This is a genomic window from Cysteiniphilum sp. GTC20157 (assembly GCF_055396795.1).
On sequence record NZ_AP044698.1, the window covers coordinates 738,831 to 755,061 of the forward strand.

At 37.0% G+C, this 16,231-nt stretch carries 17 protein-coding genes; 4 read left to right on the forward strand and 13 right to left on the reverse strand.

Going from position 1 to position 16,231, the window contains the following annotated elements; genetic code table 11:
• The first annotated feature begins 106 nt into the window (after positions 1–106).
• Entirely contained in the window at positions 107–1,633 is a 1,527-nt protein-coding gene (locus ACZ5V8_RS03380; protein ID WP_464218349.1) for a glycosyl hydrolase family 8, read from the forward strand.
• Here ACZ5V8_RS03380 and ACZ5V8_RS03385 read toward each other — a convergent pair.
• From ACZ5V8_RS03385 to ACZ5V8_RS03410, 6 genes are all read right to left on the reverse strand, one after another.
• Positions 1,623–2,891, reverse strand: a complete 1,269-nt coding sequence (locus tag ACZ5V8_RS03385; protein ID WP_464218350.1) for a sensor histidine kinase — start codon at positions 2,889–2,891, stop codon at positions 1,623–1,625. The genes ACZ5V8_RS03380 and ACZ5V8_RS03385 overlap by 11 nt on opposite strands.
• Positions 2,881–3,600: a response regulator transcription factor gene (locus tag ACZ5V8_RS03390; protein ID WP_464218351.1), complete on the reverse strand. Its 720-nt coding sequence runs from the start codon at positions 3,598–3,600 to the stop codon at positions 2,881–2,883. The genes ACZ5V8_RS03385 and ACZ5V8_RS03390 overlap by 11 nt, the downstream gene beginning before the upstream one ends.
• A gap of 111 nt (positions 3,601–3,711) precedes the next feature.
• Positions 3,712–5,283: a bifunctional phosphoribosylaminoimidazolecarboxamide formyltransferase/IMP cyclohydrolase gene (gene purH / locus ACZ5V8_RS03395; RefSeq protein WP_464218352.1), complete on the reverse strand. Its 1,572-nt coding sequence runs from the start codon at positions 5,281–5,283 to the stop codon at positions 3,712–3,714.
• A 99-nt stretch (positions 5,284–5,382) separates the two neighbouring features.
• Complete coding sequence (locus tag ACZ5V8_RS03400; protein ID WP_464218353.1) at positions 5,383–6,213, reverse strand: mechanosensitive ion channel family protein; 831 nt, start codon at positions 6,211–6,213, stop codon at positions 5,383–5,385.
• A gap of 64 nt (positions 6,214–6,277) precedes the next feature.
• On the reverse strand, positions 6,278–6,688 hold the full coding sequence (gene ruvX / locus ACZ5V8_RS03405) for a Holliday junction resolvase RuvX (protein ID WP_440615294.1): 411 nt from the start codon (positions 6,686–6,688) through the stop codon (positions 6,278–6,280).
• The gene (locus ACZ5V8_RS03410; protein ID WP_464218354.1) at positions 6,681–7,253 is read right to left on the reverse strand and encodes a YqgE/AlgH family protein; all 573 of its coding nucleotides are present in this window, start codon (positions 7,251–7,253) and stop codon (positions 6,681–6,683) included. Before ACZ5V8_RS03410 ends, ruvX begins: the two co-directional genes overlap by 8 nt.
• 32 nt (positions 7,254–7,285) lie before the next feature.
• Here ACZ5V8_RS03410 and mutT point away from each other — a divergent pair, with 32 nt between their 5' ends.
• On the forward strand, positions 7,286–7,702 hold the full coding sequence (gene mutT / locus ACZ5V8_RS03415; RefSeq protein WP_440615292.1) for an 8-oxo-dGTP diphosphatase MutT: 417 nt from the start codon (positions 7,286–7,288) through the stop codon (positions 7,700–7,702).
• Here the strand turns inward: mutT and ACZ5V8_RS03420 are convergent, their stop codons facing one another.
• The 5 genes from ACZ5V8_RS03420 to ACZ5V8_RS03440 all read right to left on the reverse strand — a co-directional run bounded on the left by ACZ5V8_RS03420 (position 7,703) and on the right by ACZ5V8_RS03440 (position 11,364).
• Positions 7,703–8,035, reverse strand: coding sequence for a type II toxin-antitoxin system PemK/MazF family toxin (locus tag ACZ5V8_RS03420; RefSeq protein WP_464218355.1), 333 nt, complete (start codon positions 8,033–8,035; stop codon positions 7,703–7,705).
• A complete protein-coding gene (locus ACZ5V8_RS03425) occupies positions 8,023–8,259 on the reverse strand; it encodes an AbrB/MazE/SpoVT family DNA-binding domain-containing protein (RefSeq protein ID WP_464218356.1) in 237 nt (78 codons plus the stop codon). The genes ACZ5V8_RS03420 and ACZ5V8_RS03425 overlap by 13 nt, the downstream gene beginning before the upstream one ends.
• A gap of 264 nt (positions 8,260–8,523) precedes the next feature.
• Positions 8,524–8,967, reverse strand: coding sequence for a YcgN family cysteine cluster protein (locus tag ACZ5V8_RS03430; RefSeq protein WP_464218357.1), 444 nt, complete (start codon positions 8,965–8,967; stop codon positions 8,524–8,526).
• Between the two features lie 13 nt (positions 8,968–8,980).
• The gene (gene ispB, locus ACZ5V8_RS03435) at positions 8,981–9,952 is read right to left on the reverse strand and encodes an octaprenyl diphosphate synthase (RefSeq protein ID WP_464218358.1); all 972 of its coding nucleotides are present in this window, start codon (positions 9,950–9,952) and stop codon (positions 8,981–8,983) included.
• Between the two features lie 65 nt (positions 9,953–10,017).
• Positions 10,018–11,364 carry an SLC5/6 family protein gene (locus tag ACZ5V8_RS03440; RefSeq protein ID WP_464218359.1) on the reverse strand — a complete coding sequence of 449 codons (1,347 nt, stop codon included), beginning with the start codon at positions 11,362–11,364 and terminating at the stop codon, positions 10,018–10,020.
• 119 nt (positions 11,365–11,483) lie between these two features.
• Between ACZ5V8_RS03440 and ACZ5V8_RS03445 the strand changes: the two genes are divergently transcribed.
• Complete coding sequence (locus ACZ5V8_RS03445) at positions 11,484–12,530, forward strand: FUSC family protein (RefSeq protein WP_464218360.1); 1,047 nt, start codon at positions 11,484–11,486, stop codon at positions 12,528–12,530.
• Here ACZ5V8_RS03445 and ACZ5V8_RS03450 read toward each other — a convergent pair.
• Positions 12,511–12,714, reverse strand: coding sequence for a hypothetical protein (locus tag ACZ5V8_RS03450; protein WP_464218361.1), 204 nt, complete (start codon positions 12,712–12,714; stop codon positions 12,511–12,513). The two genes, ACZ5V8_RS03445 and ACZ5V8_RS03450, sit on opposite strands and share 20 nt — an antisense overlap.
• A gap of 99 nt (positions 12,715–12,813) precedes the next feature.
• Positions 12,814–13,113: a hypothetical protein gene (locus ACZ5V8_RS03455; RefSeq protein WP_464218362.1), complete on the reverse strand. Its 300-nt coding sequence runs from the start codon at positions 13,111–13,113 to the stop codon at positions 12,814–12,816.
• Positions 13,114–13,232: 119 nt separating this feature from the next.
• Here ACZ5V8_RS03455 and ACZ5V8_RS03460 point away from each other — a divergent pair, with 119 nt between their 5' ends.
• Positions 13,233–16,199 carry a COG1361 family protein gene (locus ACZ5V8_RS03460; protein ID WP_464218364.1) on the forward strand — a complete coding sequence of 989 codons (2,967 nt, stop codon included), beginning with the start codon at positions 13,233–13,235 and terminating at the stop codon, positions 16,197–16,199.
• Positions 16,200–16,231: the final 32 nt, after the last annotated feature.

Sequence of the window (16,231 nt, forward strand, 5' to 3'; positions counted from 1 at the left end):
ATTTAGGGGAATCAATAAAACTTGATAGGAGAGTTATCAAATGTCAACTAATAAAGGGTAATGATCAATAGCAAATAACTCCGGTAAATAACACAAAGGAAGACTTATGTTCCATAAAAACAAATTAATAATAGCTTTTACAGCAATAGTTTCTACAAATATATCAGCAGCACATATTCAGACAAAAGATGTTCATTTGAATACAGTGTTACAAAACACAGTAAAGCAAAAAAATGATCCTTTTTACCATATGATTGCTAATATTAGTGATGCTCTGGCACATTATCCGAGCAATGCACCAGCAAAAGGTAAATATCAACACTTATTGGCTAATATATTGCCGATGAATAAAACCAAGCTAAATGAGTTTTGGGATGATTTTGAATATGATCCATCTGTTTTTCAATATTCTTTTGATTCGATTCGTTATCCACTGTATTTTGGACAGCAGTGCCTTGTTGATTATCAAAGCCCAATTTGTCAGATGAGTTTACCTAATTTGACCGCTATAGTAAAAACAGCTTCGCAGTATTCGAAAACTCTGGATCATGATGACAAGGGTAAGATGCCGTCGATGGGCTTTTGGGCATATGATGTCAGTTCTTTGCGTATGGGATATGATGCGGCACAATACTGTTTTGAGGAAGGCTGTCCTGTTATAGATAGTGAGCCGACAGATGACCCATTGTTTTTGGCGCCAACAGCAGTAGCTGCTTTAGTGGTATCAAGTATTAAGGATGATTATTTTAATGCATTGATTAAGGAGTTATCAGCTTATGATCTTGATCAACATTCGCCTTGGGATATTAATAAACACGACCCCTTTACTTGGACAACCCAAAACTATTTTAATGCGACTTTATTATTACTAAGTCAAGGATTTATGGTTGATTATGTATCTAAACAGCATATTCATGCATTGCCTAAGTTTTTAACGCAATCAGGATTTATGGAAAATTATCGCAAATTTACGAGTGATAATAATGGTTTTATTGAGCGCTTTAGAATCGATGGTGTGACATATGCGCGCGTTATTTTCAGCTCAAAAACTGCACCACATAAGCGCTCACACGTTAATGCTGGTCAAATGCCAACCGTATCAGAAGGTATGGCCTATGGTTTGTTGATTAGTTATTTAGCAAATGATCAAGTGCTATTTGATCAATTATTGCGTTATGTTTTAGCAGTGTCCAAAAACCATGGTTGTGCATTGTATTATGACCATATTTGTCATCAAAAAAGTGATCTGCTCATGCCATGGATTACCGATATTGAAGGCAAACCTTTTTACTACAAAGATGAAGATGGAACAAGTGCGTTAACGAATGACTCAGCATCTGATGCTGATGTTAATATTGGCTGGGCAATTGCATTGGCTGCCCAGAATGTGCTTGATGGCAAATGGACATCGTCGTTATTTAGATATGGCGAAGAATCGTTAGCATACTGGCAGCTAGCTCAGCATATAAAGCAACAAATACGTCAGTTTGATGGTTATCAACATGCAAGGTTTTTTGATAAAACCTATAATTGGTTTATGACGCCAGGTAACCAATGGAGTGAGTCAGGCAAAGAAGTACTTTACTCTGGCTATTTTATGCCGCAAGCCTTTTTGATGTTGTCTAGATTATAGGCGGAAGCTTCATGGTTGCTATATATTGATTCTTGGTTTTCTCGAGTAATAATTGACAACTATTTTGTTTTAATAGTATGTCACTGATTTGTATTCCAATTCCTGTGCTTTCATAATGCATATGGGATTTATCTCTATCGATCTCACTAATAAACATAATCTCAGTACTTTCTTTATGATTTGTTTGTTTAATCGTAAGCTGTGATGCATATTTAATAGCATTATCAATCAAGTTATTAATAGCTAACTCGATAGCAAAGGGCTGTGCATAAATGATGAGATCAGTATTAATTGCATTATGAATCTCAAATTCAGGTGTTTTTTGGTGTATTTTTTCAATCAAGTGATAAAGATTAATATCATCAGCTAAATCAAGGATGCTCGTACTTTTAGTGTATTGTGCAATTTGGGTAACCTGTTTGTTGATTTCATCGAGTTCCTCAAGAATTTTATCTTTCTCGGGAGTGTCTTGTTGAATTTCAAGTAATAGCTCAGCACGTGTAATAGGTGTACGGATATTGTGGGTAAGTGCGGTAATAATGAAAGATTTTTGTGCGGAGAGTTCTTTGAGTCGATGAAGTACGCGCTTCATATGGGCGATTGAACTAAACAATACGCGGCTACCTAAGAATAATTTATGCTTTTGGATTTTGGTGTTATAGTTGCCACTGTAGTACTCTGCCATAGTTAACATCTGTTGCCATAAGCCTGCAAAACGTAGTGAGGTAATTACAAAATAAAGGATAATCAAAGCTAATATTGCCTCAAATATTATAATGGCTTTGATAACGGTACCTAAAATAGGAGGGGGGAATTTGATATTCAACCATTTGTTGTAATGTGATAGATAAATCGAGAAGTCATAAATCGTTGCTTTATGGTGCAACTCATTAATGACTAATGTTCTAATCTCACTGTAATTATAATTATTATCGTTAAAATAAATTCTGTTATTGGATAAGGCGTGATCAGTAATAAGATACTGCTCAGAACCTGTGGATAACTCATCAAGCGTTGTGGTGATGTTAAACTTTTGATGCTTATTTTCATTGCTGTCAATCAAGCGTTTGGTTACGAAGCTCATTTCAACGACAGTTTGTAGATTCACTTCACGCAAGCTTTTATGGTAATAATTAATCAATACTAAACTTAATATAAGTACAGTGAGCATAATAAGCAGGCTGAGGCTGCAGAGAATGACTGTATCGAAACCTGGTTTGGTTTTTTTGAGCTTAACTTGAGTATAGTCAGTTTTCATTGGCTAGATCCATTTTAAATAGATAGCCACGACCATGAATGGTTTTAATGCGCTTAGCAGTTAGTTTTCCCAATTTATTGCGCAAGCGACTGATATTAATATCGATCGTGCGATCACTTACTGCATATTGATCTTCATAAAGTGCATTAAGAATCTGTTCGCGAGTAATGACTTTATTAGCATTCTCGACAAACGAGCATAACATAAAATATTCAAGCTTAGTAAGCGACTGCTCGGTAAGCGTCTCTTGATTAAACAAGCATTGTTGTTGACGGTCAAACCGCCAATGATCAATAATGATTATGTTATCGCTTCGATGTGTAGTGCTTTTATTTTCATGGGAGGCTTGTTGTGTATAATTTAAAAGACTTTTTATTTTAGATACCAAAATGCGTGGTTTAAATGGCTTAACAATATAGTCTACGGCACCGGCCTCAAGACAAACAATCTGATCAAGATCATCGTCAACAGCGGTTAGCATAATAATAGGAGTATTGACTACTGAAGCAATGCGCTTGCAAAAGGAAATACCATCCTCATCCGGCATCATAATGTCTAATACGATTAAGTCAATTACTTGATTGTTTATTAAACTTTCAGCTTCTTTCGTATTTTGTGCACATAGCACATGAAAGTTATATTTGGTTAAAACCATTCGAAAATAGTTACGTAATTTAAAATCATCATCAACAATAAGTATACTATTCATCAGTATTTACGTATGAATTTTTGTACGCAGTATAAACGAATGGTTGCTTTTTATGAATATAAATCAATCATTAAAAGTATAGATAAAAAACGAAGGCTCTATTTGTGGTTCTCAGTGCCTAAAATGTCGAATACCGGTAAACACCATAGCAATACCATGTTCATTAGCCGCATCAATCACTTCTTGATCACGCATTGAACCACCGGGTTGGATAATGGCATTAACGCCTGATTTGGCAGCGGCATCGATCCCATCGCGAAAGGGGAAGAAAGCATCTGATGCCATGACTGATTTTTGGAGACTTAAGCTAGCATCTTGTGCTTTTTCAATGGCAATTTTAGAACTAAATACGCGACTCATTTGTCCAGCACCTATACCAATCGTCATATTGTCTTTAGCATAAACAATCGCATTTGATTTAACAAACTTTACGACTTTCCAAGCAAATAGCAGGTCTTGTAACTGTTGTTCACTTGGTGTTGTATGAGTAACGACTTTTAATTCACTTTGATCTAGTTGATAGTTATCTTTATCTTGGATCAAAAGCCCACCTTCAATCTTCTTAAGCTCAAACTCAGCAAGATTTGGTTTTTGATCATAGCCGCATGCCAATACACGAACATTGGGTTTAGTCGCAAGTGCTTTTAATGCTAAATCATCAACTTCAGGGGCAATAATTACCTCAACAAACTGCTGATTGATAATTGTTTGTGCCGTTGTCGCATCAAGCTTCTGGTTAAAGGCAATAATGCCGCCAAAGGCTGAGGTTGGGTCAGTTTGAAAGGCTTTTTGATAGGCTTCGGTTAATGAACTAGCTACCGCAACACCACAAGGATTGGCATGTTTAACAATAACACAAGCAGGTAATTCAAAGCTCTTAACACACTGTAAAGCCGCATCAGTATCCGCAATATTATTATAAGATAATGCTTTACCTTGCAGTTGTTTTGCCTGTGCCACTGATGCATTAGGATAATCAGGCTCAATATATAAGGCAGCTTGCTGGTGTGGATTTTCACCATAGCGCATCACTTCGGCTTTGTTAAATTGCAGATTAATGGTGTTAGGGAAGCTCTCTGTTTTCTCACCGGTTGCCGGATGTAATGCACCTAAATGATTAGCAATCATGCCATCATATTGTGCGGTGTGTTCAAATACCTTGCATGCTAAGCTAAAGCGTGTCGCAAAGTCTAAAGCGCCATGATTGTCATTTAGCTTGTTTGTAATATCGTTATAGTCATTAGGGTCACAAATAACGGCAACATCTTGATGATTTTTTGCTGCTGAGCGCAACATTGTCGGACCGCCAATATCAATGTTTTCAATGGTTTCGCTGAAACTGACATTGGGTTTTTCAATGGTTTGCTTAAACGGGTATAAGTTAACAATGATTAAGTCGATATTTGGGATATCGTGCTGTTGCATAACCGCTTGATCGATATCGCGTCTGCCGAGAAGTCCACCATGTATTTTGGGATGCAAAGTTTTGACACGTCCATCCATCATCTCAGGAAAGCCAGTGTAATCTGATACTTCAATCACGGGGATATTGGCATCTGTTAATAGCTTGGCAGTGCCGCCGGTTGATAATATTTCAATGTTGAATTTTTGCAGTTGCTTGGCAAAGTCAACAATCCCAGTTTTGTCAGAAACACTAAGCAAAGCGCGTTTAATTGATCTCACGAGATTTCGCTCCAAAAGAGTACGTTAAAAGCGAAGTGATTTTATACTTATCACAAATCATTTTACAGTCTTTTTTGCTTTGCATTTTGTATTTTATGATCACTTTTGATCGAGTTGATAGCCTTTGGGTATGTTTGTGGTTAGTATCTGTAACAAAGAACTATTAAGCATTGTTGACAGTGATTTTTTATGATCAAATAAACATTGATAAGTTAGCGTGATATTAATGAGTCGAGGCTCATCCGTGTCAGGCTGCTCATGAAGATTAATTAATGTTGATGTTAATGTATTTAATTGTGGTTTAGTTAATGTTTCAAGATAGTCACTAAGATCTTTTTCTAGCGTGGTTTTTAACTCAGTGATATTGAGATGTATATATTGTTCATATGTCACTTTAAATTGAATTTTACCTTTAAAAGGTACAGCGGGTTGCGAGTAATTAATAATAACAGCAGTAATTGCGGTGGCATTCGGGATGCGAATGTATTTTCCCTTGGTTTTTTTGTCACTCGGTGGGTATTCTGCCAATGTATAATATAAAGGCCCCAAGCGATAAACATACCCTTCTTGACCTTGAACCTCGATATAATCACCCTCACTAAAGAGATCGCGCCACATGATAATAAATGAGCCAATAAAATTCATAATTGTCTCTTTATTAGCAACAACTAAACCAGCACCCACCAAACCTAATGCAGTGAGAATATGACTAAAGTCACTAATCCATATTTTTAGCACGCAAAAGACAAAAATAGCAATCAATAGATAACGAAGGCGTGAAAGTTTGCGTTTTAGCTTGGTTGTGTTATCAATTTTCCGTGTAAAATGCCATTGTAAAAATCGGTATAAAAAATACATTACTAGCGCAATAGCAAGACTTTGTATTAAGCCAATAACTAAGTGATGTGAGAGAAAGCTATAAATTGTCACACTAAACTCCATGTTATAGATATGTGTATTAGTATAGATTAGAAATGAAGTTGCCGTAAATGATTTAGCTTTGTTCGTTCATCCAAGTTTCTAAAATAACACAAGCGGCAAATGCATCGACTTTAAGGTGACGGTTAGATTTGTTTTGCACTTCCTCTAGACGCCAACGTGCCTCACGTGTTGAGAATGTTTCTGAGATTAAGTGCACGGGTTTTTGATATCTAAGTTCAATCTTTTGCGCAAAGCTGCGTGCCTCTTCAGTGATTTTGGTTTCTTGATCTTTAGCGTCTATGGGCAGCCCAACAATAATATCACTTGGGCGCCATTGTTTAATGATCTTATCAAGCGCCTGCCATTCGGGCTCGCCTTTTTTGGCTGCAATGGTTGCAATTGGCGTTGCTGTTTTAGTAATCATCTGTCCACTGGCAATACCTATGCGTGATTTGCCATAGTCAAGTCCGATTAACTTACGCATGACCAAAGCTACAAGCAAGCTGTGCTGGGCTTCTTAATCCCGCAAGATTAAAAGTCTGTTCCCATTTATACTGATCTTCTTTTGCAAATAGGATGTCGTAATTGATCTGAGTATTAAGCCAGCTATTTTGTTTTATTTCAGTTAATAGCTGGTTTTGTTCCCAGCTAGCACAACCGGCGATGACGAGATACTGTGAAGGGGTATTGTTTTGTGCAATATCTTCCAAAATATCAGGACTTGTGGTGACGACAAGTTCATCAGTAATTTGAATACTTGCCTTGTACTTTGGCGTATGTGGTGCGCGATAAAGGACAAAAATGTTATTCATGTTTACCGGACCGCCAACATGAATGGACTTATTTAAGATATTATGATCAGTTTTGCTGTAATCGATATTAAGCTCTTTAAAGATATCTTTAAGTTTATGTTTAAGCGGCTTGTTGATCATAAAGCCCATTGATCCTTTGTTATTATCTTCACACATAACGATAACAGAGTGTTCAAATGCATTATCTTGCAAATTAGGCATAGCAATTAAAAATTGACTTGTTAAGCTATAAGACATGTTCGATTTGCTTAAGTGTTTATTCGTTAGCGATGATTTTAATCAAAGTTGCCGTTGGAGTCATATTAAATGATCAAAAAAATCAAGTTTTTTTGACTAAACGTAAATTAACTCAGGATTTAGCCGGACTTTGGGAGTTCCCCGGTGGCAAACTTGAAAACAATGAATCACCAGATTTGGCACTTAAGCGTGAGCTTAAAGAAGAGGTTGGTATTAATGTTACTGAGTTTTCACCATTATTGATTAAAGCGCATCACTATCAACATAAGTCAGTCGAGCTTCACTGTTTTGTGATTATGCAATATCAAGGAGTAATTGCGCCTCAAGAAGGGCAAGAGGGGAAGTGGGTGAGTGTAAACAAGCTAAATACAGACATCATGCCTGAAGCAAATCAGGAGATTATTACTGTACTTAAAGAGTATCTGTCAAAAATGAAATCAGTTTATTAACTATTTGCTAAATATTTCAGCAAGAGTACGGTAAATATTGCGATGAAACCTTGCCTCAAGTAATCCCATGTTCTTTTTTAGACTGACTTTGTCAATTGTTCTAATTTGATCAAGTGCGACTTCACCTGTTTTTGCTTGATGCTCTATTTGAACACCTGTAGGCCAGCTGCGTAATGAAGTTGTCATTGGTGCAACAATCACTGTATTTAAATGATTATTCATAACATCAGGTGATATTACCAAAACAGGTCTAAACCCAGATTGCTCGCTACCTTTGGTTGGGTCCAGATCAACACCCCAAACACTGAAACGTTTGATAGCTACCATTGCCATTCGTTCCCATCAAAATCATTGTCGGTTAGATTGTCCAAATATAAGGGTTCATGTTCTGTGTTTTGCCATAAATTAGCGTCATTCCAACTTGAACGTGGCGTTTTGATCACCTTGACAATATTAATCTCAATGGTATCACCAATGTCAGCAGACAGTGATTTTAATTCACTTGCTGGGATGGTTATACCAACACTGTTACCAATCGCTCTTAATTTAGTTTGCATATGACTTCTCCTGATGATCAAAGTTATAACAATGTTATAATGCAATGGTTGTTTTGTCAATGTCGAGAATTCATTGCTGTTTGATAGAATTTCCGTCTATTTTGACGGGCGTATGCAATACGCCCCTACGACATCATCACGGGCAAAGATATTGCTTAATTATTTTATTGCTATTGGCTTTTGCCACGCAAATTAATTGACCAGATATCGGTAACAATATCCTTTTCTGTAATATAAAACTGATCAAATAAATTAATGGTTGGATCACAGTAAATAATCTTCCAAATCGCCACGAATGTCATTCTCAGAAATGGCAAAATCGCAAGCTGAAGCGCCTGCCTTATGAACGCTATTTCTATCTTTGGTGATCAGTGGATGCCAATCAGGTAAGGCTTTACCGTGATAACGGCGTTTATAGGCGCAAGTCTCAGGCAACCAATGTTGGGCATGTTTTAAGTGATATAAATCCAGTTGCAAACAATCAGGTACCAGTTGTTTACGTTTAGGGTAATTGGTGCATTGGCAGGTGCTGCAATCTAAAAGCTTGCAGGCAACTTTGGTGTAATAGATTTCATCGGTTTCATCATCTTGCAGTTTATGTAGGCAACATAAGCCACAGCCGTCGCAAAGCGCTTCCCATTCAGCATCATTTAATGCTTTTAAGGGGTATAAGTGCCAAAAATTATCACGTAAAGACTTAGAAGACATGGTTGTTTAGCTTTTAGTGTGTACGTTCAACAGCAATATGTGCTAGTGCGATCAGTGCATTTTTGTATTCAGACACAGCAAGTATATCTAGCGAATCAATCGCCGATTGCGCAGCCTGTTGTGCCTTGCTAATGGCATACTCAATCGCACCACTGTGCTTAATAATATCAATAATCTTTACCATCTCAGGATGGTGACCTTGCTCAATCGCTTGACGAATAAGTCGTTGATCTGAAGCTTGTGCATTGTTGAGTGCATAAATAACAGGTAGTGTTGTTTTGCCTTCGGCTAAATCATCACCAATATTTTTGCCTAGTGTCTCGCTATCTGCAATATAGTCCAGTACATCATCTGCGATTTGAAATGCATTACCAAGATGAATACCATATTGATGTAATGCTTTTTGTTCTCTATCACCTGCATTGGCGATGACACTGGCGACATCGCAAGCCGCTTCAAATAATTTGGCGGTTTTACAGTATATAACTTGCATATATTGTTCTTCAGTGATGTCTGGATTGTTGCAGTTTAACAGTTGCAATACTTCACCTTCAGCAATCTTATTGGTGGCATCTGCTAAGATTTGCATAATCTGCATTTGATTTAATTCAACCATCATTTGAAAGGCACGTGAGTAAAGAAAATCACCGGTTAGGACTGAAGCGGCATTGCCAAAGACATTATTGGCAGTGTCTTTGCCGCGACGCAATTCAGACTCATCAACTACATCATCATGTAATAGAGTTGCTGTATGAATAAACTCAATAATAGCTGCTGCTTTGGTATGATCTTGCTCTTTGTAGTCAAGCGCACGTGCCACAAGCATCAGTAATAAAGGACGCAAGCGCTTACCACCACTGTGGATGATGTATTGACTGATCTGATTAATTAAAACGACATCAGAGCTTAGCTGATCAATAATGACTTGGTTATTATTGTTGATGTCATCTGCGGATAACTGTTGAATTTGCTTAAGTGTTAACATTTTTATGCTTTGAGCTTCAAGTAAGTTGTTGAGGATAATTGTCATGGCTTCTAAGGTCAAGCGAATTACTGGAATCTGCGATGTAAAAAGCTACCAAGGATCACGGTGAAAATAAGCGATAAAATAAAAAGACCAATAATTGAAAACCAGTGCATAGTGACAAAGCAGCTTACTATTTTATGGATAAAAACGGTCAAAATGGCACTTGGTGCAATCAGGCGCAAACTTAAATTATAAAGTGCCGAGAGTTTGATTTTTGTTGCTTTATGTAATTGATAACTTAATTTTTGTGCGTCACAAATCCAACCAAAAATAATAATTTCAAGATAAGCAATAAAAAGAATAAGGCTAATAATCAATTCGGATTGAATGATTTCGTGTACTTTGTCTGTTAATACGTGTTGATAGATAATTGAAGCGGCTAGAAGCAAGATGAAAAACGGCAAATAAACATACCATTTATGCTTTGCGGTTGATGTGCTCAATCCCTTAAAGGTCTGACAAAGTAATAAGGCCGTGGTGAGTAAACAAAAGAAAAACATCCCAAAAGCTAATAAGTTGAGTGTATAGGCATATTGAAAACCCAGGACATCAGAAGCTGATCGACTGCTGTTGGTATATAGGCTTTGCATTAACGTAATGACGATGACTGTTATAATGCTACCGATGACAAATGCCCAACTGAATCGTCGAATAGAGCACTGTGCATTAAAGCAAGCTCCAAGTACGGAGTTAATCCCTAAGCCGATTAGCCCAGAAAACAGCGAAAGACTTAATGCTGATTCCCATACATCTATTGATGCCAGTAAATGGAAATTAGGTGTGAAAAAAGTACTCGTTGTAAGACTGGTATTAAATGTAACAGCATTCATTATGAATAAGCCAATTAAGCACGCCAGTCCAAGTGTTGCAAATGCGGAGCTTAATTTTAAAAAGTGCTCACTCGTCTGTGAGAAACCAATAATAACAACAATAATGGCGCTAAAAATAATGCCAATCAGTAAGGTGTAATTATCAATAAGATGTAGTGTTTTCTCTGCTGAATGCGTTGTATACCAAAAGCTAGTATAAACAAGGCTTGAGCTGGTGACGGATATGCGCGCGATCACCATGATTAGTAATATTGCGGCAAGCACCATCGATAACAGAGCAATAAAGCGTAAACGCTGTGAACGTGCAGCGAAATGCAGGCTTCCTGTTAGCGGCTTTTTACTTAAAAAACCAGAGATGGTTTCAGAGACAAAAAGAGGCATGCTGATTAATATCAGCATAACGGCATAAGCAAAAACAAAGGCAATATTATTGAATGCTTGTGGATAGCTGCTAATCTGCCAATAAACAAAAATGCCAATGCTGGCAGCGACGATGCTTAAAGCGTAGAGTGCTGAACGTATCGTTGATGCTGGGTTCATGTTAATTCCTATCACTAAAAAATAAGCTTATGATAACAATACCATTTTGCTTGTCATCTAAAACCGTGCAATATTTAGCGTTATACTAATTACATAACACTCAAGGGAGACTTATTACGATGACGAATTTGTTTTATAGTAAACGTTACTCATTGATCAATGCATTAAAGGCAGTCGTTGCTAGTGCTATTGCTTATTTGGTGGGGCACTTATTAGGTGAATGGCTTAATGTTGGACAAATGTATGCGTGGATCGTGATTACTGTTTTAGTGGTCATGTCAAGTCAACCAAATTTAGGTGGCACATTAGAAAAAGCTAAAATGAGATTTTTAGGGACATTAATTGGATCGATATGCTCAATTATCATTATTTTAATCTTTCCGCAAATGTGGATTACTCAGCTTATATTAGGACTTGTGGTTATTGCAATGGGTGTTTTTACCGCAACGAATTCTAGCAAATATACCTATGCAGGTGTTTTAGGGGCTGTGACAGCAGCAATTATTTTATTCAGTAATGACGTTAGTTTAGCAACGGCTTGTTATCGCACACTTGAGGTGCTTATTGGCATTACCATAGCAATTATTGTTAACCGTTACTTTTTTCCTATTCACGCTTATAAACGCATCAATCAATCCTTTTGTGATACCGTTAACTGTATTGCTTCGTTAAATAGTCGGCTTTTTGCCGGTGGTGATTATGACAATGTTTTGGTTGAAATCTTTAGTCATTTTTCAAAACAAATCGCATTACAAAAAGAAATAATGCATGAAAAACCAAATATTGATTTTAAGTTATTAAAAGTGACGACGCGCCATCTGCGACAACTATATCGTTACACCAGTGTGATTTATGATTATATTGAGACCTATCCTGAAAAGCGTGAGAAATTTCAGCAAAATCCTGCGTTTAAGGCATTATATAATGAGATCAATCATACCTTCAAAGCCGTAAGTATCAGCTTTAAAAAGAATGTTTTTGACCAAGGAGAGTATCAAAAAATCATTACTAATCTAGAAGCACTACTTGAGGAGTTTAGTCAGTCAATGAGTATTCAAAGTGAATTACGCCATGCCAGTGTGGTGATGTTCTCATTTAAAAAGCTTATTGATACAGTGCAGATGATTGAAGAGAATCAGAATATTCTTAGTGGAAAACGCTATTGATCAGTAGTGCGTAAACAAAACAGCTAACACAGAAAAAAACAAAGCCACAGATCACCGCATTAAGATAGCGATCTTTTTTGGTGAGCGCTTGACCTTTTTTTATATTAAGACGAAATAAAGCGCGCGCTGCAAGCCACGTAATAATTATTGAGACCAATAATGAGATTAAAAAACTAATTAGCATATTATAAATCATTTTTCTTTTATATTTACTTGCCATAAACATAATAATGGCTGCGGCAAATGCAAACAAGCCAATTTTTAAAAATGAATCAAGTTTAATCTAGCTTAGCGAATAATATAGTTTAGCACCAACCCCACCATGTTGTTTAAGAAGCTCAGCCGCTTTTCCTGTGACAAACTCAATGCTTGCGCCACTGGCAACCGCATCAACAATGAACTCATCAAAATCTTCTGAATCAATGGGGTATGGCAATAGCAGTTTTTTGACATTGTGATTTGCTAATGCGCGCTTAACCTCTTGAGTTTCAATGACGGCAGGTCCTCGGCGGTTATGACGAGATATGAGCTCTTCAACCGCTTCAAGATCATGTTCAGCTTCATAAGTCCCATTGTTAATCATTGCCGGTTATAAATAATGTTAATACAGTCATAAGTTAAGCAAATTTCACTCAGTTAAAAGGTTGGTTTATATTTCATGCACTCAATATTTTGGTTATATAAAGAACAAAAGGAGCTCGCATGAAATCTAACTTAAAGCATATCTCATCATTATTCGCATTGGCACTTATTGGTTGCGGAGGTGGCGGCTCTTCAGGCGGTGATAGCCCCACCCCATCACCTGTCAAAACACAGTTAAAAGCAGAACAAGAGATTAAAGCACCTGAAGTGATTCAATCAGGTAAAGCAAGCGTTTTATCTTATAAAGTTATCAATCCTAGTGTTGAGCAAATTAAACTTGGTGCAATTGGTCAAGCAACAAGTAATACAACAGTTGCAATTGAAGGTTTTGAGACTCCAGTGACTGATGGTGTTAAGCTGACTTATGATTTGAGTTTACCACAAAACACTTGTTTTGATGATAAAGGGCAAGGACAAGCTTTGCAAGCAGGTGAGTATTGCAATATTGCTTTTCTAGCCAAGTTAGATGAACAAGTTGAGCATGAAACGGATAAACATTTAACATTGTCGGTAAAGACATCCGATAATGCAGAAGATCTAAAGATCAGTCAGTCCTTAAAATTTGTTCCACAAAGTGATGCGCGTCTAATTGATTTATCAAAATCAACAAAAACAAGTGATTACCTTAAACCTGGTTCAACGGTAAGTGTTAATATTCATAATGATTCACCAGTACCGATTAATGCGCTCAATATCCAGTTACCAGATTGGTTAGGAGAGATTGCTTTAAATCGATCATCGCAACAAATTGATGAATTACCGAGTGGCAGTGACTTTCGTTTTACATTTGAGCTAGCCATTGATCAAAAAACCATAGATACATTGAAAGCACATCAAGATGACAACATTGATATTATTATTGAAGCAGCGAATGCAAAAGATAATCATGTGGTTGATCTGAAGGTTTCAACCTCAATTTTGGATAGTAATGATATCACGTTTCAACAACCTGAAACACAAAAAATCACTTATACCAATACCACGGACGTTAATTTAAATATTGGCTCAGTTAAACTTGACGACAATATTGCTGGTATCTCGATACAAGAGAATAATTGCCAAGCTTCATTGGCAGCATATGGTTCTTGTCATATTACTTTGGAGGCAGCTGATAATGCGCATATTAGTGATGCTTCAAAACCCGCACGTATCACGCTTGACTATACTACGAATCAGGGGCTTGAGTTGAGTGCTCAAAATGATATAGCTATTGACCCGGTCGAGGTTGCTATCGAGAAAGATGTGCAGGCAAAACAGGGACAAACTTTTGATATTAACGTTACCAATAATGGTCCGTTTAACGCGTACTTACCAGAGATGTCACATTTTAGCATTACACAAAAAGATCAAAACGTAGCAGGACTGACAATTGATCCTGCTTCAAACTGTTTTAATGCAGAATTGGCAACGGGTGCTTCATGCCAAGTCACAATACACGCAACACAACAGGTTGTGCCAGATGGTTATATGCTGCATATCGATCAAGCAAACAATCTGATGTCTGATGTTAATGAATCCTTTTATATTAAGGCGGCAGCGGCTAATATCGTTGTTGAAACTGAGGGTGGTTCCCCACAGTCTAATATGGGTGCAATTAAGTTAACTAATAATGGTGACACTAAGATTGAAGATATTGTGCTAGATCTCAGTGTGATGCCAGAAAGCGTTATGGTTTATAACGGCAATAATGGAGATGACCCAAGTTATAAAACAACCTGGTGTAGCGCTGAGGTCTGTCGAGACTACTGTCAGATCAATGAGGGTAAGATAAGTCTTGATACAGGTGATGCTTGCCATTTATATATGTATAGCCCAAGTGATATCGATGTAAGTGCAGCAAAGTTAACGATTAATGCACTTGGTCAAACGTACGGTTTTGATTTAGGAAAAGATAAAGCCTTGTATGTTGAGATGCCTGATATGTCTAAATACTATGCTCTTTATCATATGAGTAATGATGGCGTTAATCCCGATAACGTTAGAAAATATTTACATTCAGGTCAAATTGATCAACTCTATTGGTTAGAGAATGATTCTGATCATAATACACTTGCTGTGATAGCTGAAGACGGGCCTTCTTGGGATCGACAAAAGCATTTCGAGTTATTAAAAAATATTAATGGAACTTGGGTTAATCTTAATTTTCCATATAGTCAATATAACTACCTTGGTGTTAGAGTAGTAACGAGTGATAAAGGTGACATTCATGCGTTTGTCTCAGATAAATCATTTAGCAAACTTATTATGCTAGTTGGTAAGCTTGAAGATTCAACTTATGCATGGAATGAGATTTTTTCGATAGATGGTAAGGTATATCCGATAGATGATACAAATGTTTGGTTAGACCAATACAATAATTATTATATGATAAGTAATGAACATAATGCATTTACTAAGATTAATACGTCAGGAGGGATAGAGCCGCTATATCTTTCTCAAACAACCTTAGAGCAAAGCTTTTACTTTAAACGTGATGACTATTTAGCTGTAATAGATACTGAAAAAATGGATCCATCACAATATCGTATTAGTTTGGTTAATCACAAAACGCAACCAGCAGAAGATGATGGTAGTGAAATAATCAATCATCCTGCCGCATCTTATTTATTTCCAAATTATTATAAGGCAATCGAATCAATACAAGTAATTCCAGATAGTATGTCCTTTTATGCGCTGGTTGATGCCGGACACAGTCATAAGACGCTTGCTCAATGTGATATTGATTACGAATATGGGCATTTTGGTGATGATATGCATTGTCATGAGTTAGCGGATATTCCAGCAGCAGCAACAAGCGCAAACAACTTAAAAGTCATTGGCAACTCAGTCTTTTTGATTGGTGAAAAGGTCAAAAAAGGCAGTGATCATAATAAGCAACTATCAATCTTTGAATATGCAGGTGATCAATGGCAGGCACTTAATTATACATCACCATCTTTTAGCGAAGGTTATCAGATTACGCAACTGGGCTATCAATATACTTACCCAGTGATTCAGTGGCTAAAATCCAATGAAATAAAACTTTGATCTACCATGTGGGATGCTAGCATCTAAAGAGG